A 20387-nucleotide genomic window follows, 5' to 3' on the forward strand; every position below is an offset into this window, starting at 1 on the left:
GGTGTAGAACGGCGCTTCGATGTCCCGGCCTCTATCCGAGAGTTAACTGAACACCTGAGTCATTGCGGAATCACGTGTAACCTGTAAGTATCAGGTTCACAGCTTACTTGGAGGATTCAATGGATCTCGGGATGCCGCTTGTCACTGTCTTCGGTCGTACTGAGGGCGCAGTTCTGACGGCCCTCGCGCGCGGGTCGGCGTCGGTAAACGGTCGCCAGATCGAACGTCTCCTCGGCGGAACGGTGAGCATCAAGGGCGTGCGGGGAGCCTTGGAGCGTTTGACTCGAGTCGGTCTCGTGCTGGCAGCGTCCCGACAGGCCGAGACGCTCTACCGTGTGAATCGGGAGCACCTGCTCTGGTCGACCGTGGAGACGGCGATCAACGCTTTGACTGAGTTGCGCCAGCGCATCCGCGATCTTGCGAACGAGAGCGCCCCGAACAGAACCGCTGTCGTGCTTTATGGCTCAGTCGAACGAGGTGAAGCCACAGCCGACTCCGACGTCGACCTCCTGGTCGTGTTCCCTGACGAAATACCCGCGAGTCTCCGCGAGGACTTCGTCTATGAGTTGGGGCGACGCGTAGAGCTCTGGACTGGCAACCCGGCACAGGTCATCCAGATCACCGTTGGTGGCCTTGTGGAATCCGCAGGACGCGGTGACGCGCTTGTCGATTTGTGGCTGAACGACAGCGAAGTCCTGATCGGTGAACTTCCGACGGTAGTGTCGACGGTGCTCCCGACGACACTTCATCACCAGTAATGGCACGCCAGACGGCCAAGCGCCAGAACATCGACCGGCCCGCGATCCAGGCTCGGCTCGCGGACGCACTGAAGTTCCTCGAAGCAGCGCAGCTGTACGTCGAAGACGACAGTGTGTCCTCCTGGAAGGTAGCCGGCTCGAATGCGGTGAACGCCGGCATCGCGGCCTCAGACGCTATCTGCGGCCTTGTCCTCGGCGAGTACTCCCGCGGCGCAGACCACAAGGACGCCTTGGCCCTTCTCCAAGAAGCAACTCAGCCGGACACTGCGCCGCGCAGGCATCTCACCGCGTTACTGGCCGATAAGAGCGGCTACCAATATGGAACAGCTGGTGTCCGACAGGATGCGGCTAAGGCGCTCGTCGAGCACGCTGCGAAACTGGTGGCTGAGGCAGAGCGTCGCTCGAAGCGATAACTTCCGAATCGAACAGTCGCCCGCTCAACACGCCCGATCGACACATCGGCCCGGAAGGACCTCATGACCAACGTCATCGAACCATCGGTACCGCAAAGTGAAACGGGACATTGCCCCGCCTGTGGGACCTGGGCATGCGACGACTGCGGCGCCCAGCGCCCATACGCCAGCAGGTTTTCAGAAAAGTCGCAGCAGTGTGCGAGCTGCCGAAGCCTCAGCGGACAGATGATGCCGAGCCGTCACCGCGAGCGTCGCGCCGACGACCACGCAACCTCATATCAGTCGCGCCTCGCCGGCGGTGGCGCGCCGCGCTACCCGCTCGGGCCAGAGCGCTAGATCACCCCTTGGGCAGCGCGTGTTGCCGTGCTCGACCACCCTCCAGCTGAGCTGCGCCTAAACAAGCTCGAAGCGGTGCTATCGGTCACGAGACCTCGCTTATGCAAGTGGAACAGTCAGCGATACGTTGCCGCAAAACCGACACCGAATCCCACGATGAAATTCGAGATGACGCCACCGGCAATTACCCAAACACCTGCAACAATCCAGCCGAGTCGGCTGCGAACAATCTCCTCGTGGGTTCGTTCCCGAACCGGCGTCGTGATTGGAACGCCAGACATGGCTGCACCTTGTTGGTAGGAGGGTGACGTCGTCGGATCGAAATTGTCAGCCACGCTGCCCCCTGCTTCGTCTAGGCGCCCAGCTGCGCCACCACCCAAGGCTATGGGTGGCTGGTTGTCGCCGCCAGTGGTGTGAACGGCCGCGCAAAATGTCGCCGTTGCTCCCGCGTTTGAGCGGGCTGCCAAATAAAGTGTCGCCGTCGTGGTCCAAATGGAGTGTCGCGCCGAGCAAGCCGCTTTGGCAGGCGACACTTTATTTGGCAATCCAACGCGCTCTCCGGCCCCGTCAACCGGCGCAGGCCCTGCTCGACGACGTCTAGGCGCCGGCAGGAGCTAATCACCACTCTTTTCGCTCTAATTCGTGTTTAGCAATACCAAACACCATCTAGATGCGGTAAAGTTGTGCTTATGCACGCTGACATCACCAACACTGCTTGGCCGCCACACCAGGTTGAGACTCTGCCGTGGCGTCAGCAGATACGCAGTGGCACGCGTGAAGACCGGGAGCTGAGTTCGGTCGACGCGACAATCCCGCCTCTGATCCGGACGCTCGACTACATGCCGCCCCTGGCAGTGTTGTTGGAAACCGAGAAAGCCCTTCTCGCCGTCGCGCAGGCTGACACTGACGCCCAAGCAGGCACTGACGCGGAAGGCCATTCAGCGGCGCTGAGCCGTTTCATGGTGCGTTCGGAATCGGTGGCTTCCTCGAAGATCGAGCACATCTCTGCCTCGGCGCTGGACTATGCCCAAGCGGTTGCAGGCAACCGAGGCAACGCCTCGGCGATGAGCATAGTCGCCGCCTCGGCTGCACTCCACGAACTCATCACCACCGTTGAGCAGCACGGTCGTTTCGAGCTAGAGCACATCATCAGCGCGCATCGCGCGCTGATGTTAGACGACCCCAGCGAAGCAAGCTACGCCGGTCGTCTGCGGGACATGCAGAACTGGATCGGCGGAAGCGACTACTCACCCCGTGATGCCCTGCACGTGCCGCCGGCGCCTGAACGAGTCGCTGAGCTCATGACAGACCTGGTGGCGTACCTCAACCGCGACGACGTTCCCGTGATGGTGCAGGCCGCGATCGGTCACGCCCAGTTCGAGTCGATCCACGCCTTCACCGACGGCAACGGTCGCATCGGACGAGCGATGGTATCCGCTGTGCTGCGTCGCCGCGGCGTCACCAGAAACGCTGTTGTGCCGCTGGCCAGTGGTCTCCTTGCCCGCCGTGAGGACTACTTCGCATCGCTCGGCGCGTACCGCCGCGGCGACCCCGCGCCGGTTGTGAGCTTGTTCGCGCGCTCAGCGCGCGCGGCGGCCGAGTGCTCGCGCGGCACGATCGCTCGCCTGAAGGCGCTGCCTGATGTGTGGGCAGCAGAGCTGCGCCCTCGCGCCGGATCAGCGGCCGCTGCTCTGATCCAGGCGTTCTATGACCACCCCGTGATGAGTGCGGCCGAGATCGAGGCACGGTCCGGGTCCGCGGCTTCCCAAGCCTACCGGGCCATCGACCAGCTCACCCGAGCCGGGTACATCCAGGAAATCACCGGGCGCAAAAAGAACCGTGTGTGGGCCGCGTCCGAGGCGCTGGCCGAGTTGGATGATCTTGACCGACGCATCCAGGCCGCGATGGCGTGAAGATGAGCTTGCGAGGACGCAGGGGCTTAGCCTCGAGGAAGATGCGGACCCGCAGCCAGTACGGCTTCGGCTTCGACGCGCAGCTGGAAGTTCTGAACGACTTCCTGCATCTCGTCGGGCGACTTCGGTGTCCACTCACCTTCGGCGGTCGGCAATCCCAGCAGCGCAGCGAAGTGCATGACATTGAGACGACGTACCTTCTGAATGATCCGCAACGGAGCAAGCAGCATCTCTGACGTGAGGTTTGCGCCCTGAACGATCACGGCATGCCCGGCAGGCGCCGAGGCGGTCTCAGGATTGTGAAGCACCGCGACGAACGGGGCCGTGAAGCCCTTGGACGCCTCGTTGATCGTGTGCCGCCGATGCGTCTCCGGTAGGTGAAGTTGCTTGCCGAGCACGGGTTCGTGCGCATGCAGCCGCCCATCGACGGGAACGTCCAGATCGTCCGAGAGCCAGTGAGGCTCGACGGCGTAGAAGCTGAAGCGATAGCTGGCCGGCGCTGCTGCAAGATCCGCGAGGATCTGGTCCGCCTCCACGAGCATCGGGTCACGATCGGACGATTCTCGACGAGTGCTGGCAGAGCGTTGCGCTACGAGCTCACGCTGTCGGCGTTTGTCCTTGGGCATCGGCACCTTCCCTGATGTGCAGCCCGGTGCTGCACGACTTTAGAATACCGGCGCGCAGAGGAGCAGCCGTGGCCAGACGATTTCACCTCAGCGTCATCTCACTTCAAGGGTCTGGTTTCTTACCCACGATAATCGCACTTATCACTACTATTGGCGCGGAGGAACACGAGAGCGCGCAAAAGCGCGGCATCAAGGCCGCCGAGATCGAGCACATGGCCTCATCGTTCAATAAGACTCAGTTCGAGCAGGCCATACGGTTCGTGACGAGCGCGCGGCCTCAGGAAGAACAGGATAAAGAAACTAAAACACCCTGAAGAGGGGACGCAATATTAATAGCGTTAATACAAGTTAATAGACATTCATAAGCCAGTCCCGGTGGTGCAGCCGGATTCGAGGCTTACGGAGGGTTGCCACCGTTTTTTGTTAAAGTTATCACCGCACGCGGCGGCTGATAACGTTATCAACCAGTGACAGTGACACAATGACTGCCTTGAATGACACGCGCGTAGAGACTCTGCTCCTGGCAAAAGCCTTTCTGTCGCCTGTCGCGTTGTGTGGCGATGACGCCGCCATGGTCAAACAGCGCTACGGGCGACAGTTCGATTAGCTCACGGGACCAAACCTCGCTTTACCAGGTTGTCCATCGCCTGCGCTTGCGCGCGGAAAATGTGCGCGATGTTTTCGGTCAAATTCTCTTGCTGCTCACTCGTGAGCGACACCCAATCCGGCTGCTGACCATTGGTCACAGCGACTTGCTGATTCGCGAAGCAGCGGGCGGTCTCGTCGATCAGCTTCACTCGAAAGGGCGGCCATTCGTCGCGCCAGGTTGTATTGGGCATCTTCTTCTCCGGATTTCATTTTCTTCCTGGCCCCATGGTCAGACTGCGGTGCAGGCATTCACGAGGACTCCGTTTCAGATTTCCGGTAGTCCGGATCCCTCAGATATGCCCCAGTGTGGTATCCGTCGGCCGGGTGGGACCGAGTGGACGGCAGGCTTTTCAATGACGCGAGCGATTTCATAGTGCTCCCGGTTGGGATAAAAACGTGAACCCACTCCTCGGACTCAGCAACGATCGTAACCAGCTGCCGGCCGAATAGTCCTTCTTTGGTTGCTTGTGCTCGAACCCATTGCCTGTACTCCGCGTAGATGACGCCGAAGAGCACGATGGGCGGGAAATGTTGGGTCTGAGTGAGCCAGAACTCTCGGACGTTGTCATCTACAGGAACCCTGAAGCTGGTCGCCAGATACGAAACTGGAGTCGTCACAGCTTGGGGCCTCGGCGCGGCGTGCGAGGCTTCGGGGTCCTGTCCATCACGACAGGACGGGATGAGACTGACGGCGCCGGACTGGATAACGTAGCGGAACATTGTGGTCGCCAGCCCGGGATGCCGGATTGCCATCATTCCCCGCTGAGTTCTCAGGTCGATAGCTGCTGCGATGATCGTGAGGACCTGGGTCTGATTGACCACCTCGGGCAGCGGGTGGCCAAAACGCTCATGGAAAACAGCTGTCAAATCGATGCCAAACAAACCGCGAGCCGCGATTCTGATGATCTCGTCCCTGTTGAGCTGCTGGACCCAGTACAGGTAGTCGGTCACCTGGCCAACGATCGCTGGAGTAGTCCTACCTAGCTTCAGCTCAATGCTGTGGATTACCCCAGTCGGAGCTATAGCGAGAAGATCGAGAATACCGAACGACGTCGCCACCTGTTTGCCGATGATCAGCAGATCCGGTCCTAGAATCCACGGATTCGCCTGTAGGTGGTCCTCCAGCTCCGTCTCGAGCCGGAACGCGGGCAGCGGGGTCGATCGTGAAGCACGGGCTTTCGCCCTCTGACCGCGTGCGAAGGCTCTGGACGCCGGTCCTTCGGCCAAGGAGAATGAATCGCGTGTGAACCAGATCCAACCCTTGCGGCGCCAGTGAATCGCGACGATCTGATTGAAGAAGTATTTTTCCTTTCGTGGGGCCGTGGCCCAAGCTTCATTTTGGGACAGGAGCTTGTTGAAGAGTCTCGAAAAAGATGGACGAGCTTTCGTGGTCTTCCTCACGTGTCGGATGTAGAGCCCTGCGCCCCGTGCCCATTCGTCAGAGGTTTCCTCGCCCGTCAGCTCCAAGAACAACGGCCTCAGAACACTCCCAATTTGGCGCGGTTCGGCGCGAATGGTGTCCTGTGTCCGACTAATCACGGCCGGCAGCTGAGCCGTCTCGTCTACGTGATCTGCTCGGAACGGATACCAAAAGCCTGCTTCATTCATCTGTTCCTCATCCTCTCTGCTTACGGATCTTGTGGCGCCCCGTCAGGTGTCGGTGCCAAGTGCTCAACGCCAATCCGAAGCTTCCACGATCTCAATGACGTCGTGAACGTCGCCGCCGTCTCGGAGCCACTGAGCCGGGGTCTTGGGGCCCTCGGCGACGAGGCTTGTCTGCGGTGTTGCCATGAAGCCGGCCACGCTTTGCCAGCTCCATCGCGGGGACATGACCTGGGCGATCGCGGTGAGCCCTGGGAGGAGCTTCGAGGGAGACCCGGCGTCGAACTGCCAGACGGGAAAGCGGAACCGGCCGGAGATCTCGACCGCGTACAAGCGCCCCTCTGCGACGGCCGTGCCAACGACTTCCTCCTTCCAGCTCAGGAAACCGGAGACGACGTCCAACGAGATGGTTTCGAAAAGGCCCAACAGCCACGCCTCAGTTGCGGCAACGTGCAAGCATCCTCGGTTCACGGCTTCCGACGTCTTGGCCCACTCTTCAGCGCTGAACGCGCCAGATTCGATCAGAAAGCGGACTTCGGTCGCCGAGTATTCGTCCGGCGAGATGGGTTTCATTGCCGTGAGCATGTCCGTGAGTGCCTGAACGAAGTACTCAGGATCGTCCGACAAGGCGGCGACGGCTTCGGCGAGGCGTCGGACAGCTGCGGCGGAGACATGGACTGCTTCCGGCTCACTGCAGACTCCGTCGGTGGACGCGCGGGGTCTTGGTTGGGGATTGTCGGTCACGGATCGAATGCTTTCATCTCCGGGGGAGGAAGGCAACGGGGCGACGTGGTGTGAAAACCATCTCAGCAAAGTGCTTAAAAGGTCGGTGAAGCGGGATCGTTTGACGTGTTTTACACCTGATCAAACGCTTAATCACCTAATCACGCGTCCGTACGACGTGAGAATTTGGATCTCGCTGGGGTGTTCCTGCTCGAGTTGCGATCGCATTGCAATGACCTTCATTTACGAGCAGAAAACCGATGGCCGGGTGACGTCAGAAGCGGGCGTCAAGGTTTGCCTGTGAATCCCCTGTGGGGGCGTCCTGTTTGTTCAATCCCCAGGCAGGCCACGTCGGGTCGCAGTGCCGGCGGCCAACTGGGGGATCGGCGCCGGAGGCCCGCACGCCCCGACAGCGGTCCCTCACTGGCACACCGGGTAGACAGCTCGTCTTCCCTGTGGCCTAGACTGCGGTGATCATGAACCACAATCACCTTGGGGGCTCTCGATGGCTGGCATGAAGTTTGCAATGGGATCCGACGTTCTGTCGCATCTGACGAAGAAGACGAGTACCTCGTCGGATGACCTCGGGTCGCTCGTGAAGCAGCTGTTCGAAGCGGCCGCTCCGCTCGAAGGTCGGTTCAACGGTGCCGGTCGCGCCGCGTTCGACAGGTTCAAGAACGAGACGGATTCGATCTCCGCCGAGCTCAACGGTGCGCTGGGGTCGATCCTCACCGGTATCGCCGGGCAGGACCTCGCGTTCGGCCAGGCCGACCAGGAGTTCGCCGACCAGACGACGTCAGCACAATCCGGGGCGGGTTTCGACTCGGCGCGGTTCGGTTCACGGGGATAGGGAACACGCTCATGGCATCAGGCGGTAACGCGGCGGATCGTCGCGACTATGACATTGCGGCATCACAGAATGCGCAGGACAACTTCAACGCGATCGCCGGGCGGCTCGAGGCCCTGATCGACCAGCGCGACGCCGACGTGAAGGCCATGATGGCCGACTACCAGGCCGACGGTGTGTCGGAGGAGTACGCGTCGAAGGAAATTCGGTGGAACACCGTAGCGGGGCAGGTGAAGCAGATCATCACGTCGCTGCGTTCCTCGCTGGCGACCAACGACGAGACCGCTCAGTCGGCTCTCGCTCGTGGCCGGTCCGCCGTTCAGAACATCGGATAGTCCCGTGTTCACGGTCGCTCGGCGCGAGCCTTCCGCATGAGTGGCTGGAGTATCGACCCGTCGGGCGTGCAGTCAGTTCTCGCGTCGGTGGTAACCGCCGCGTCCGAGCTGCGCACGGCCCTCGACTCCGCGTCGACGTCGTTCGCCGAACTCGCGACAGGTGCCGGCCCGAACATGGCCGATGTCCCGGCCGCGATCCAGGCCCTGATGGAGAGCGAACAGGGCCGCCTCACGGCGATCGGCAACCGCATCACCGCCGGGTCCCTCGGCGCGAGCACGGCCACGATCGGGTACATCCAGGGGGACGAGGAGATGGCGGCCACCGCGCAGACGGCGGCCGGCCACGCCGCGTCATCCGGTGATTTGTCGTTCTTCAACGCGGCTGGAACGCCCTGATGCTGGCATCTGGCGAGGTTCAACCCGATAGCGATCTAATCAAGCCCGAATTGATCCCGGGCGACGACATCGACCCCGCCGTGATCGCCGGGTCCGCGACCGGTTTTTCGAGCGCGGCAACCACCGTCACCGATAAGGGCGCTGCCGTCGTCACCCAGTGGGCCGCGCTGTCCGGCGTGTATGCGGCCCCGGAGTCACCCGAACTTCTCGACGTGATGAACCCGGTCACGGTGGATTCTGCCGCTCTCGGCCAGACCTTCGCCTCCCTGTCGAAGATCATCGCGAATTTTGCAGACGACGTGGCCCCCGTAAAGACCCGACTAGCCGCTCTCCGAGAAGAAGCTCGCGTGTTCGTCGCGCGGGTAGCGGACGGCATCACTGTCAACATCGGGGATATGGAACATCCAGCGCGTGACGCTGGAATCGTCAGCTTCATGGTTACCGACTGGGTGGACATGGGCCCTCAAGTCATAAGCTGGCGCCAGCATCAAGAGTCAGTGGACATGAACAAGGCCTTGGTCCACCGGGTGAACGTAGAAGTCGCGGCCCTCCAGTCAATCCAAGCTGACTGCGTGAACGCGATCAACGCCCTGCGCACCGACACGGAAGTCGCCGCGATCATCCCGATCACGGCCTCCGACCTTGATTCGGGGGCTATAGCCCTGCCCTGGGGAGCTGCTACGGAGGGTGATCGTTCGTACACGGAGCTGTTCGGCGTCGGGTTCGTGAGTTCTCTGAAGGCCATGTGGGATGGCAGCGCCGCCCTGCTTAGCTACAACGCCGTATCCGGACGCTGGGGTGACCTCGGCACCACCGGAACGGCCCTGTCGAGTCTGGGGATGACGGTCGCTGGGGTTGCGCTGTTCTTCGGGGCCGGTCCCGCGCTTGCGTGGAGGGAGGACGTTCACGTGCCGGGATGGTTGCAGCCGGTGGATGACTTCATGGACGACGCACTGGCCCACTCAAGCGCTGCAGGCAACGGATTCATCGCGGCCGACCAATGGGCAGACAATCCTGCCTCCGCGGCGGGTTCGGTGGCTGCGAACGTCCTCACCCTGGCTATTGGCGGACCGGCGGTCGCTGGAGGGAAGGCTGCAACGCTCGGTGGGCGGGCGGTAACGATCATCGGTCACGCGGCCGAATTCGTCGTACCGATGGGGTCCTGGGCCGTGCGCGGAGCCACCTCGGGCCTGCTGCATGCTGGGCAGGGGCTGTCAGTGATAGCGGACGCTGCCCGGCTGAGCCTCGTCACTGGCGTGAGCACTTCCCGTGTCGCTCTCGCGGAAGCCTTGCGCACAGTCGGTGATTCCATTCCTGCCGTCAGCATTGTTCCGGGATACTCCGCCGTCACCCCGGACGGTGCCGGGTTCGGTGCTGCTCCGCGCCTGGTGGTTGGTGAGCCAGGAAGCGGCGGCAGCTTTCTGCACAGCGTCGCTGACCGCGTAGATGCGACGCGTGCGGACGGGCCAGTTCCGCCCGCCGCAGGTCAACTCGATGTGCAGCCAACGAGCACGTCCGACACGCTCACGGCCGATACGGGAGCCGCCGTTCATCGGCCGGACGGTGACGGGGTGGGCGGCGGCCTTGAGGTCAAGGGGGACGTCGGGCCGCCTGAGATGGGCCCTCGTGCGATTCCGCAGGATTATCCACGCCCACCCGTAGGGCATGAGGTACACGCCTCTGGGCGCGATCTACCGGGCAGCCGGACGCCGTTCGCGGCGCGGACGGATTTGCTCCCCGACACCGTTTATCACGTCGAAGGTCGAGGCGATTTCTACACAAATTCGCACGGCACCGTCAACTACGTTGAAACGACCTATGGCGGAACACGAAACCTCAACGCGGATCTCATGCATCCGCAACCGGACACGACCTACGTCGTGCATCCGAGCGTGGTTGACCCGATTGATGGGGCGAGTTACGCGCACGTATTTCAGACGGACGACCAAGCACACACGGTGCTGGCTCACACAGATCGTCTCGCGTTCGGCGATGCTGATCGGTCTCCGTCTATCCAGTCGACCGTCGCCGCTTGGGGAGGCGCGCAATATGATGGAGGCCATCTGTGGGCCAAGGGCTTCGGTGGGGGCGGGGAGTACACCAACATGTCCGCCATGCTCACCGAGCTCAATCGTGGCGGTGGGAACAGCTACTTCAACCTTGAGAACACATGGCGTGGCATGTTGAAAGCGGACCCGAATACCAAGATCGAGGTCGACATCCGACCTCACTACCCAGACGGAGAAAAAGTGCCAGACGTATTCACGGTTCGGTTCGCGATCGACGGCGAACGCTCAACGACGCGGCGGTTTGAGAATGGCTGAAGTGCAGGGGCTTGGCCTGCAGGGGGAAGCGTTTAATGCGTTGGGCAAAGTCCTGTTTGGGATGTTGGCCGACGGCGACGACCGGATTGAGTACAGCGCGAGCATGACGGCGCCAGTCACAAGCTCGGACGTGATGATATTCAACGCGACCGGTCAATTCGAGACTCCTGACGGGCGCGTCAACTCGTCGGAGGAGCCAGATGAGCTGTACGACGCTCTCAAAGCGTTGAGGGCGGCGTGTTATCGCCCCGGTACTGGTACGTGGTTCAGCATTCGCGTGGTGGTGCTCGCGACGGGCGCGGGAACGGCGGAGTACAACTATGACAACGAACCGGACTTTGGTCTCGGTGGGATTGACCCCATCTGCTATGTGACGGACCAAGATAGATTCCCGCGAGATGAGGACAAACAGCCGGAGTGGTTAAAGCTCCGGTTAGCTGAAGGACGCGCGGGGATAGCCGCTCGCGGTCAGTGACGTGCCCCGCTCATTCGGGGCGGCGTACGGGGCAGGCACCAAGTTGAGGGAGGCTTAATCGAAGATGAAGTACTCACCACGTGCTGAAGAATCCGCGAAATACCCCGGAATATTCGGGCAGAAGATTCTGCTGGAGAAACTCGGCAAGATCCTCTATTCGAGTATTCCTCTCGGATTTGACAGCGTTGTCTTCAAGGTCAGGACGCTGGCGCCGTGGGGACAGGCATCGATGGACATCACTCGCGCGGATGGTTCTGCCCAGAGCGCTACGGTCGCCGACAACGCGATGCAGTGCGCTGGCGAGCTTCGGGCAAATATGTATCGAGATGGACTCGGCACGTGGTTCAGTGCTGAGTTCACGGTCACTGCTGCAGGGAGCCTGCACACGACATATAACTACGACGACGAGCCGAACTGGACTCGCCCCGCGGAAGCTGTTTTCTACGTCGATGATCTCGAGCGTTTCCCGCGCGATCCAGAACACATCCCGGAGTGGCTGCGCCGCCAGGTGGAACTCGCAGGACGCTGATCTTGGAGACATCGGACGATCTCGACTTCCCTGACCGGGAGCTGCCAGACGACGACCCGGATATCGTGAAGGGGATGGAGAACTTGCGTCTTTTGCGCGAGCATGAGGACGACATCCGAGACTTGCGGCCCCGGCCGAACAGACGCCCGCTCTGACGTGCGGATCGCCGCTCATGCCAGTACGCCGCAGGGCCGGCTCTTCGTCGCTACTATCGGTCGATGGCGGCAGGATGGTGTGCTCGCAACTGCGACCACTTTCTGTCCGCGTTCGGACCAACGGTGTTCCTTCCGACAATGCAGCAAGGCGGCAGCGCGGAGTCAGATCGCGCCGTCGGTGCTCATATCTCCCGACTCTAGAGGGGCGCCGCAAGGGTGCTGAACTGTGGCTGCAGAACTCAGACAATCGTGACCACCCACCGTTTCCGTCAGTCGCCGAGCAAGGGCGCCTGCTTCCGGGGATTCATGGCTGGCGCGATGTCGTTGAAAAGTTCAGGATGATCCAATCGCAACTTCCGCTGCTGAGGTGTCATCGCCTTCGTCGCAGCAAACTGCTCGGGCGACACAACTGGCAGACCTAGCTGCCGGTTGCGCTCGTTCATTTTGCGGAGCTTCTCGGTATCTCCTTCGCCTCGCGGCGCGAACAGGATCGCCTCAGATGCGGCGGATTCCGGGGACGTTTTGCGAGCGGTCGGAGATTCTTCCCTTGTCGATGACGCATCACGCAGAGCCGAGAGAGATACGGCGCCGGGACTGCATACAATAGCGCTCTGTTCGACCTGTGTGGGCGCCTCAAAGGGCCGCTGCGGCTCGGCGCCTGGAGCTTTTGCAGTCTTGTAGTCAGCGATCATGCGGCGAGTCTCAGCGTTTGCTTGTTCATCGACTTCCTTGAGCGCAGCGCGCATCCGTTCTTTGAGTGACGACTTCTGCTGAGCCGGCCGGTGCTGTGGATCAGGGAGGACCATCTTCACCGTGGACGCGACAACGGGCAGGAGTGAAACCGAAGACTGCAGGGCTGCACTGTTGCGTGCCAGCGCCAGATCTACCGCATCCATCTCAAAGCCAGCACCGAGCGACGAACACCGTCGACGGTCGCTCGCTGCGGCTTCAGCGCGCGTGCCGTCGGGGTGCTCCCGCAGCATGCCGTACGAGATTCCGCGACCCTTCTTGCCGCGTTGCTGGACATGTATGCCGTGCTCGCGGCCCGCGTCGACAAAACTCGCCCAGTCGATAGCCGCTGGATCTGCGAGCGCTTGCTCGATGCGGGACTTGAGAACTGTCGAGCTGAACGGCTCTGTTTTGTGCGCTGCCCCGAACTCGTCGGCGATGTCGCTGTCTGCCTCCCACATGAGGTATCGCTGGAACTCGCGAAGCTCACTTCGCTGCGAGGAGTCACCCCTGCGGAGGCCGCTCGGCTCGCCACGCTCTCGGCGCTCAGTCGCATCGGAGAACGCCTTCTTGAGATCGGCACGCTGCTCGAACCCTTCGGCTTCGAGAACGCGCTCGTGAGCTTCGACGAGTCGCGAGTGCATGACGATGCTGCTGTCAAGGCTTCGGCCTGTCTTAGTCTCGACGCTGTTCACGACAATGTGATTGTGCACGCAGCCTGTCTTCCCATCGCGCTGCGTGACGATGAGCACCTGCCGACCCGGGAACCGGTCTTCAGCCAGGGCACGGCCCAGCCGTTGGGCGGTCATCCACGAGTCAGGATCATCTGGATCGAGCTCATCTTTCGCGAAGCTTTCGATGACGTGGTAGGCCTGCACAAACGCGCCAGGCTTGTCCTTGCCCCACTTCTTTCTGACGTCTCGCATCTGCTGCTTCGCGACCGAGACGAGCAGCCCGCCGACACCGGACGCCATGACGTAGCGCTCGCCCTGTTGATCGGGTTTGTCATCGAGGGCGTAGCTGATGAGCGCATGACCTGAGCGCGAGGCACTCGCCACTACAACGGGCATGGCTACGCAACCCCGCGTGGTGGGAGACCTTGCCGAACCAGGTGCGCGATGCGCCGTTCGATCTCGTCTGGCAATGCCGTCATGTCGGCAACGCCCTCGAGTGCTGCTGACAGCTCGGCGGCCGTCACTGGATCGCCGATGTTGAGCCTCTTCGAGATCTGGTTCAGATTCCCGGAGATGTGCGAAACAAGATTCCTGATCGGACCTAGCTCGTAGCCAAGGCGATCTGAAATGCTTGCAAGATTGACCCCCGGTGACAAGCCGCTGCGCTCCATAACGAGCGCTTGCGCTTCAATCTCGGCGGTGCCGAGCTTGTGCGTGATGAGCAATCGAAGGGCCTCACTGAAGGAGACATCTGTGATGTCACGACCGCTGGACTTGGCCAAAGCCCGGCGCACGTTTTCGACCGCTCGTTCCTCGCTTTCACTGAATCGCAGTGTGCGGCGCTTCGCGAAGTTGACGGCCTTCTTCCTCGTTCGCTTCGGCATCGCTCCGCTTGCCGCATCGTTCCTCGTCATCAGTCCGCCCCCTCCGCTCGGTACTTCTTGTAGTCCGGTCCTGTATCTCCCACGCTCCGCGAGGGTGGTACCAGCCTACAAGAAGTACGGGCAAGCAGTTTATCCGTCAGACATATCGCTTCGCTCATGTCTTTGGATAACAGCTTGCTCAGGTGGCTACGCCCCCGAGACCCCCTGTGACCACGCGCATCCACCCCCGGTCGGGGCCGGCAAACACACACCGTGCGATGGCCGCGCGGCGGGCTTCACTGGTTGTGAACTCGGCCCTCCGCGTTGCTGCACCCGCGACGCAGGTCGAACGCCTGAGCGGCGAATTGACCAAGCCGTGGAGGCGTTCAGGCGCTGTGCGAGCACGGAGCTCTCATCGGGCCGACGTGTCCACGGTCCTGCCTCAACGGCTATCTTCAACGTGGTGAGCACAAATGTATCGGCGCCTAGGCCTTCACGGACCGGCCGAGGCGTCCGAGAGCCAGGGGCTGAAACTCGCGACCAGTATCTGACCAGTATGTGGACACTATTCGGTCATTTTCTGCCCGTCAAGAATATGTAGTGGTAAATGCAGCGTCGAGAGGGTGGCAAGTGACCACATTGTGGACATTCTGCGGTCCAATGCGGCCCACTCTGTTTGGCTTAGATGGAAGTGGGCGCGACGTGTCCACTTTCTGGCCGCTATTCGAAGGCTGCCCCGTTAGAGGAGGAGACGGACTGAGGAACGGCCTTGGACGCCGTGAGAGTCAGCCCTTGACAAGGTTTCTGAGAGACTCTTGTCATGGACATCGAGACCCTCGCGGTGAACGAGATCAGCACTTTGGTTGCGATGTGTCCGCACCTGATTCAGCAGATTACAACCAACGACAAGACGCCGTTCACGGATGGGCACATCGAAATCTTCAGTGGCCTTGAGCGCAGCAAGGACGAGTGGGTCGGACGCGTCTCGGTCCAGGTCAAAGGACGAACTACCCCAGCCAAGGGGAGGTTCAAGAAGTCCTACCCGATCTCACGGACTGACCTTCTGGCCTATCAGTCCGACTCGGGCGTCTTGTATTTCGTCGTATCTATTGACCGCGATACAGGACAACGGCATCCCTACTACGCCCTCCTCTCACCGTTTCGTATCGAGAAGATACTTTCCGACGCCGCGCCAACAACGAATCAAATTTCGGTGCCACTCAAGGACTTTCCTGCCAACCAGGATGAGATTGAAAGGCTCCTACACTTCGCGCACAAGACCAAAGAGCAGCGACCGTCCGCGGGCAATGTTTCCTCGCTGTTTCCCCAGATGAAGAGTCTGACGGTCTACTCAGCCCAGACCTTGAATCTTGATTCCCCAATATCGCTGGTGCCTGGTGAGACCGAAATTACAGTGGTACTCACGACGGCTGAGGGGTTGTCATTGCACCTCGATGGTGAGTTACGGCTCTTCCCCCCGGCCTACGCTCCACGTATCGTCAACCTGAGAATCGAGTGCGGCGAGGTTATATTTGACCAAGTAACTGTGCAATCGATTGACGATGAGACCGTCGAAATGAAGCTGGCCGATGGCCTGTCATTGCGCTTCCGCAAGGCTTCAGGTGCACAGTCCATGCAAGCAAACTTCACATTGATGGACCTTCTCCCTGAGAGGATAAAGACACTTAGCTTTTTCGTGGCATTGCTCGATCGTCATCCCCTCGTCATTGACGGGGGATCGATCACGTCCGAGCAGGTCTTTGGTGATGATCCTGAGCTGCATCGTCATCTGGGCTACCTTCGCAAGTTGGCCGATCTCTTTCGTGTGCTCGGCGTGGATACCCAGCTGGTGAACCTCAGCGATATCGACCAGAAGCAGCATCGGGAGCTTCAGCTCCTTCACAGTTCTTTGGCAAATCACAAACCGTTCTTCGCTGACAATGCAGAGCCTGGGTGGGTTTTGCAGCAGGTAGGCCGTTGGCAGTTGATGCTCCTCGTTGTTCGCGGGTCAGAGCCGGGATCGTGGCGCTACGTCGATCCGTTTGCCCCGGGATCCCGCCATGAATTCCGAGCGGGACAAAAGCGCACCGATAATTCGTCCGAGTTCGTCCCCTCAACCATCTACGAGATCGTCGAGAACGAGGACCTGAAGTCGACCCTGAATCTGTGGCTCGATCAGATCACAGAAGCGTACGACGTCATTGCCGACCTCCCCGACACCGCCACCATGGCAACTCTCCAGGTGCTGTCACTCATTTCTGCCGCGGATGCGAGTGACAGCCGACGTGGAGCATTCCTCGACGCTGCTAGTGCACTTACCGAATGGCTCATCGCTGGCGCGGGGGAGGAGCCGCACTACCTCGTGAACCGATGGCAGATTCTTAAGAGAAGAGGAGACCTCAACAGCGCGCACCGAGGCGAGATCCGAGGCCTGAAGCGCTCGATGTCGAGGAGCGACCTTGAACTTGCTGGCCAGATCGAAGTCGCCTGTGCCTTCCTGCTCGACGACCGCGAAGAGGCCAATTACTGCCTTGAGCTGCTCGAACCTGAGGAACGCGACCAGCTGAAGACATGGCCGATCTGGGCGCTGCGCGAACCCGCCGCTGAGACCGCGTTCAGCACAACGCAGGTCACCGTCGGCACGGTCGCCAGTCCGGCCGCTGGAGAGTGAGGACGATGAGTCCGTGGTCCGGGCTGGCATCTCCGCAAGGAAGGCGCTCAATTCGGTGTTCGGCGCACTCCCCTCGGTGGAGACCGCGGGAAAGACAAAGTCAATGTTCTTGCCGATTTAGCAAACTGCGCCACAGTCTCCGGACGCGTCGCGGTGAAGGTCGAAGCGTCCCAGAGCACATGATCGCGGCTTAGGAGAAGACTCAGCTCGTGCAGTCTGCAGGAGCAGGCGGGTATTCCGTGGTCGAGTGAGTGGGGGCGAGGGTGGAGCTTGGTGGCGTGAGGCGGTTACGTTTCAGCGCGCCCTGTAGTAATGACTGAATTCCCTGTTCAGGTGCTATTTTTCAGCGTTATCTTTCGGTTACAAATTTTATCGCCCTCAGCCGCGCCAGGGGATGGCTCATCGAAAGGGGCCTCTCTCCACTCTCTCTATAACTCTTGTAACTTAGTAATTCTGTAATCTTGGTGCTTTTAGCCGCGGAATCATGCAGGTCTTGCGGTTACAACCGTGATGCTGAATCTGTAATCTCATATGTGGTTTGTAGTCCAGCTCATCATCGCCCTGAGCTTTGCCCAAAGAGGCATGCCCGCTCTGCGGCAGCGGGCCGCAGGGTCCGCCTTGGCGGTTGGGTGCGGGGCGGTCGGCGCCCGCCGACGTCCATCGTGCTCGGTGGTGCCGCCACAGCCGCGCCCAGCGGTCAGCGACTGACTGGCCGGGCATCGGCGGGGGTTCGACGATTGTGGCCTAAGCCGCCGCGAAGGTGACCGTCGACGTGGACGCGGCACAGTCGGCGATTACGGCGAACAGAAAGTGAATCCGTGTCGCGAGGGACAACCACCAAGTCATTATCCTGACGAAGGCCCCGCCCTACGTGTCAGGGTTGGGTGAGGCCAGTACCTCAGAGCAAGTCCGCCGTTTGACGTAGGGCGAGAATCAGGAATCATCACCATGTCCAGTCCGTCTTTGAGCGCAGTGCGCGACGATAGTCATATGAGTAGTCCCGGACCCCGAGCTGGTGGCCCGACCTCGAGAAGGTCATTCACCCCAGCGCAGAAGCTTGCCTACCTCGCCGCGTATGACACGGCCATCAAGAACAACGAGGGCGGCACTTATCTGCGCACCGAAGGGCTCTACTCCTCGCAGATCACGGAGTGGCGAAAGCTTCGTGACGCGGGTGTTCTCGCGGGGAAGAAGCCCGGCGAGAAGATTGGCCGGTTAACTCCGGAGCAGGCTGAAATCGCCCGGCTGCGCCGCCAGTTGAGCAAGACCGAGCAGCGGTTGGAAACGACGGGGGTGGCGTTGGAGATCATGTCAAAAATGCACGAGCTACTCGAAAGTCTTTCGAAGAGCTCGCGGGACGAAACACCGCACACGAAGCCGTAATGACCGCGTACCGCGAACTGGCCAGTCGAGGGATCTCGACTCGCGTCGCGGCCGACCTGGTCGGGATCCCTCGAGCGACAGCCACAAGGAAACGACGCATTCCCGTGGCCCGGCCGGCGCTGATTCCGGCGAACAAGATCGGCGACACCGGCCGCCGCGAGATCCTTGACGTCGTCAATTCACAGCCGTTCGTTGACCTGCCACCGATCCAGATCTACGCCCAACTGCTCGACGCAGACACGTACTTGTGCTCCATATCAACGATGTATCGGGTGTTGAACGAGAATCAGCAGGTCAAGGACCGCCGCCGCCAGGCGCGCCATCCTGCCCGGGCGATCCCGGAACTGACGGCGACGGGACCCGGCCAGGTACTCAGCTGGGATATTACGAAACTCGCCGGCCCGATCAAGGGCAAGTACTTCGATGCTTACGTGATGATCGATATTTACTCCCGCTACATCGTCGGCGCCTATGTTCACGCGTCGGAATCCGGCGAGCTGGCGGTGGAGATGATGAAGGAGATCTTCGGCATTCACGGCGTCCCTCAGGTCGTTCACGCCGACCGCGGCACGTCGATGACGTCCAAGACCGTCGCGGCGCTGTTGTCTGACTTGGAGGTCACCAAATCGCACTCGAGGCCTCGGGTGAGTAACGATAATCCCTACAGCGAGGCCTGGTTCAAGACCCTGAAGTTCGCTCCGACGTTCCCCGAACGCTTCGGCTCCCTTGCCGACGCGAAGACGTTCATGGCCTCGTTCGTCGACGGCTACAACCACGAGCATCGCCACTCCGGGATCGGCCTCAACACGCCAGCAGACGTCCACTACGGCCTCGCCGAGGCGAAGGCCATCGAACGGGCAGCGACGCTGGACGCGGCACGCGCACGCTTCCCAGAGCGATTCAGCACCAACAAGGCGCCGCAGATCCTGTCCATTCCCAAGACGGCATGGATCAATAAACCAGCCCCCAAACCGATCGAGAATGAAGGGCTCGAACTAGCCGCCTAAACTCCCACTGGCCTCATCCACCTTGACAAATTCCGCCGTCCCGAATTCTCTGGCGGGGCCTTCGGGGCTGGGCGTTGTCACCGGAGATGATGCCGACACCGTGTGATCCACGCGATATGGGTCCGAATTTCAACGGCGGATTGTGTCAGCTCACGTGCGCGCCCTGGCGCGCCTTGGCGTCTGCGTGCGCGTTCTCCAGGGCGACGCTAATCGCCAGTGATCGCTTGACCGATGCGGGGCGCTGTATCTGCACCTTTGTTGCCCCACCCGTCGATGGGCACAAGCAGCCAGAGCCCGTGCGGCGGACCCGCGCATGCTCTGGAATGTGAGTCGGATCGCTCACGCCATCGTCGTCGATGGCGTGCCGTTCCCAAACGGCGATGTCGCACTCTTGTAGGGCCGACAGCTCGTGGACGCTGGTCGGCAGGAATGTCCGCCGTTCTATTCCCTTGTAGGTCGACGCCTTGTTGTTCCACGAATCCGAAGCGACACCATGCTCGTGCAGCATCGGTTCGTCACCTAGCATTCGCTGGGCACGATTAATCACCGTATCGCGGCCATCAGAGAACCAGAGCTGATCGTTACGCACTGCCTCCATCATGCGGTCGGTAAAGGTTTGCTTTCCCATCGGCTTGCTTCCTGGGTTTTCGCGCACGCGCCAGGCCTCAAAGAGACGGTGCAGGAAAGGGAACGGGAGGAGATCCCAGGCAAATTGCTCGCGGCTCTCTCCCCAGAACTCTCGGACCAAATCATTTCGTCGTTGCGCTTCGTCTTTCATGTCACGGCATGATTGTGGCTCTGAGAGTGCGTAATGCGTCATGTGCAAAGCGCGCCAGAGTACATACTCCAGCACCTTCAGGTCACTCAAGAAGGTCTCTTTGATCTCAGGGAACGCCGACCCCGTGAAACTCTTTGGGAAGGGCACGTACAGCTGGCGGCGCGAGAACGAACTTGACTTGTCCTTCGTGCTGGGAAGCGCA

At 60.9% G+C, this 20387-nt stretch carries 21 protein-coding genes; 13 read left to right on the forward strand and 8 right to left on the reverse strand.

Annotated features, from left to right (window positions below):
- Positions 1 to 131: 131 nt before the first annotated feature.
- A complete protein-coding gene (locus BJ997_RS20235) occupies positions 132 to 758 on the forward strand; it encodes a nucleotidyltransferase family protein (RefSeq protein WP_160175911.1) in 627 nt (208 codons plus the stop codon).
- Positions 758 to 1171, forward strand: a complete 414-nt coding sequence (locus BJ997_RS20240) for a hypothetical protein (RefSeq protein ID WP_052542591.1) — start codon at positions 758 to 760, stop codon at positions 1169 to 1171. Before BJ997_RS20235 ends, BJ997_RS20240 begins: the two co-directional genes overlap by 1 nt.
- Before the next feature lie 452 nt (positions 1172 to 1623).
- Here the strand turns inward: BJ997_RS20240 and BJ997_RS20245 are convergent, their stop codons facing one another.
- A complete protein-coding gene (locus tag BJ997_RS20245; RefSeq protein ID WP_152602322.1) occupies positions 1624 to 1842 on the reverse strand; it encodes a hypothetical protein in 219 nt (72 codons plus the stop codon).
- Positions 1843 to 2196: 354 nt separating this feature from the next.
- Between BJ997_RS20245 and BJ997_RS20250 the strand changes: the two genes are divergently transcribed.
- Complete coding sequence (locus tag BJ997_RS20250; protein WP_035839092.1) at positions 2197 to 3420, forward strand: Fic family protein; 1224 nt, start codon at positions 2197 to 2199, stop codon at positions 3418 to 3420.
- A gap of 26 nt (positions 3421 to 3446) precedes the next feature.
- Here BJ997_RS20250 and BJ997_RS20255 read toward each other — a convergent pair whose 3' ends face one another.
- The gene (locus BJ997_RS20255; protein WP_035839095.1) at positions 3447 to 3962 is read right to left on the reverse strand and encodes a hypothetical protein; all 516 of its coding nucleotides are present in this window, start codon (positions 3960 to 3962) and stop codon (positions 3447 to 3449) included.
- Between the two features lie 152 nt (positions 3963 to 4114).
- Here BJ997_RS20255 and BJ997_RS20260 point away from each other — a divergent pair, with 152 nt between their 5' ends.
- Together BJ997_RS20260 and BJ997_RS21845 are read left to right on the forward strand one after the other, a co-directional pair.
- A complete protein-coding gene (locus tag BJ997_RS20260) occupies positions 4115 to 4360 on the forward strand; it encodes a hypothetical protein (RefSeq protein WP_035839100.1) in 246 nt (81 codons plus the stop codon).
- A gap of 167 nt (positions 4361 to 4527) precedes the next feature.
- Entirely contained in the window at positions 4528 to 4653 is a 126-nt protein-coding gene (locus tag BJ997_RS21845) for a hypothetical protein (protein WP_268871402.1), read from the forward strand.
- Between the two features lies 1 nt (position 4654).
- Here the strand turns inward: BJ997_RS21845 and BJ997_RS20265 are convergent, their stop codons facing one another.
- The 3 genes from BJ997_RS20265 to BJ997_RS20275 all read right to left on the reverse strand — a co-directional run bounded on the left by BJ997_RS20265 (position 4655) and on the right by BJ997_RS20275 (position 7040).
- Positions 4655 to 4885, reverse strand: coding sequence for a hypothetical protein (locus BJ997_RS20265; protein ID WP_035839103.1), 231 nt, complete (start codon positions 4883 to 4885; stop codon positions 4655 to 4657).
- A gap of 58 nt (positions 4886 to 4943) precedes the next feature.
- On the reverse strand, positions 4944 to 6302 hold the full coding sequence (locus BJ997_RS20270; protein ID WP_052542592.1) for a PDDEXK family nuclease: 1359 nt from the start codon (positions 6300 to 6302) through the stop codon (positions 4944 to 4946).
- Positions 6303 to 6365: 63 nt separating this feature from the next.
- Positions 6366 to 7040 carry a hypothetical protein gene (locus BJ997_RS20275; RefSeq protein WP_052542593.1) on the reverse strand — a complete coding sequence of 225 codons (675 nt, stop codon included), beginning with the start codon at positions 7038 to 7040 and terminating at the stop codon, positions 6366 to 6368.
- Positions 7041 to 7545: 505 nt separating this feature from the next.
- On the opposite strand from BJ997_RS20275, the gene BJ997_RS20280 reads away from it, so the two are divergent.
- The 6 genes from BJ997_RS20280 to BJ997_RS20305 all read left to right on the forward strand — a co-directional run bounded on the left by BJ997_RS20280 (position 7546) and on the right by BJ997_RS20305 (position 11925).
- On the forward strand, positions 7546 to 7869 hold the full coding sequence (locus tag BJ997_RS20280) for a hypothetical protein (protein WP_244962602.1): 324 nt from the start codon (positions 7546 to 7548) through the stop codon (positions 7867 to 7869).
- An 11-nt stretch (positions 7870 to 7880) separates the two neighbouring features.
- Positions 7881 to 8201, forward strand: coding sequence for a pore-forming ESAT-6 family protein (locus BJ997_RS20285; protein WP_183323722.1), 321 nt, complete (start codon positions 7881 to 7883; stop codon positions 8199 to 8201).
- Positions 8202 to 8237: 36 nt separating this feature from the next.
- Positions 8238 to 8597, forward strand: a complete 360-nt coding sequence (locus tag BJ997_RS20290; protein ID WP_035839995.1) for a DUF6507 family protein — start codon at positions 8238 to 8240, stop codon at positions 8595 to 8597.
- On the forward strand, positions 8597 to 10921 hold the full coding sequence (locus BJ997_RS20295) for a DNA/RNA non-specific endonuclease (protein WP_035839998.1): 2325 nt from the start codon (positions 8597 to 8599) through the stop codon (positions 10919 to 10921). Before BJ997_RS20290 ends, BJ997_RS20295 begins: the two co-directional genes overlap by 1 nt.
- Positions 10914 to 11396 (forward strand): hypothetical protein, encoded by a 483-nt coding sequence (locus BJ997_RS20300; protein ID WP_152602349.1) that lies wholly within the window; start codon positions 10914 to 10916, stop codon positions 11394 to 11396. The genes BJ997_RS20295 and BJ997_RS20300 overlap by 8 nt, the downstream gene beginning before the upstream one ends.
- A gap of 64 nt (positions 11397 to 11460) precedes the next feature.
- A complete protein-coding gene (locus BJ997_RS20305; RefSeq protein WP_052542710.1) occupies positions 11461 to 11925 on the forward strand; it encodes an antitoxin YezG family protein in 465 nt (154 codons plus the stop codon).
- Positions 11926 to 12349: 424 nt separating this feature from the next.
- Here BJ997_RS20305 and BJ997_RS20310 read toward each other — a convergent pair whose 3' ends face one another.
- Positions 12350 to 13867 (reverse strand): relaxase/mobilization nuclease domain-containing protein, encoded by a 1518-nt coding sequence (locus BJ997_RS20310; protein ID WP_160175922.1) that lies wholly within the window; start codon positions 13865 to 13867, stop codon positions 12350 to 12352.
- A 14-nt stretch (positions 13868 to 13881) separates the two neighbouring features.
- Entirely contained in the window at positions 13882 to 14397 is a 516-nt protein-coding gene (locus tag BJ997_RS20315) for a plasmid mobilization relaxosome protein MobC (RefSeq protein ID WP_084141748.1), read from the reverse strand.
- Positions 14398 to 15166: 769 nt separating this feature from the next.
- Here BJ997_RS20315 and BJ997_RS20320 point away from each other — a divergent pair.
- Both BJ997_RS20320 and BJ997_RS20325 read left to right on the forward strand, forming a co-directional pair.
- Complete coding sequence (locus tag BJ997_RS20320; protein ID WP_035840004.1) at positions 15167 to 17017, forward strand: hypothetical protein; 1851 nt, start codon at positions 15167 to 15169, stop codon at positions 17015 to 17017.
- Between the two features lie 990 nt (positions 17018 to 18007).
- Positions 18008 to 19407, forward strand: a protein-coding gene (locus tag BJ997_RS20325) for an IS3 family transposase (protein ID WP_183323836.1) whose coding sequence is annotated in 2 segments (ribosomal slippage) — positions 18008 to 18329 and positions 18329 to 19407 — 1401 coding nt in all. Because the reading frame shifts where the segments join, the coding sequence is not laid out codon by codon here.
- Between the two features lie 145 nt (positions 19408 to 19552).
- On the opposite strand, the gene BJ997_RS20330 is transcribed toward BJ997_RS20325, so the two are convergent.
- Positions 19553 to 20275: a primase-like DNA-binding domain-containing protein gene (locus tag BJ997_RS20330; protein ID WP_183323724.1), complete on the reverse strand. Its 723-nt coding sequence runs from the start codon at positions 20273 to 20275 to the stop codon at positions 19553 to 19555.
- Positions 20276 to 20387: the final 112 nt, after the last annotated feature.

This window comes from Cryobacterium roopkundense (assembly GCF_014200405.1).
Lineage (GTDB): Bacteria > Actinomycetota > Actinomycetes > Actinomycetales > Microbacteriaceae > Cryobacterium > Cryobacterium roopkundense.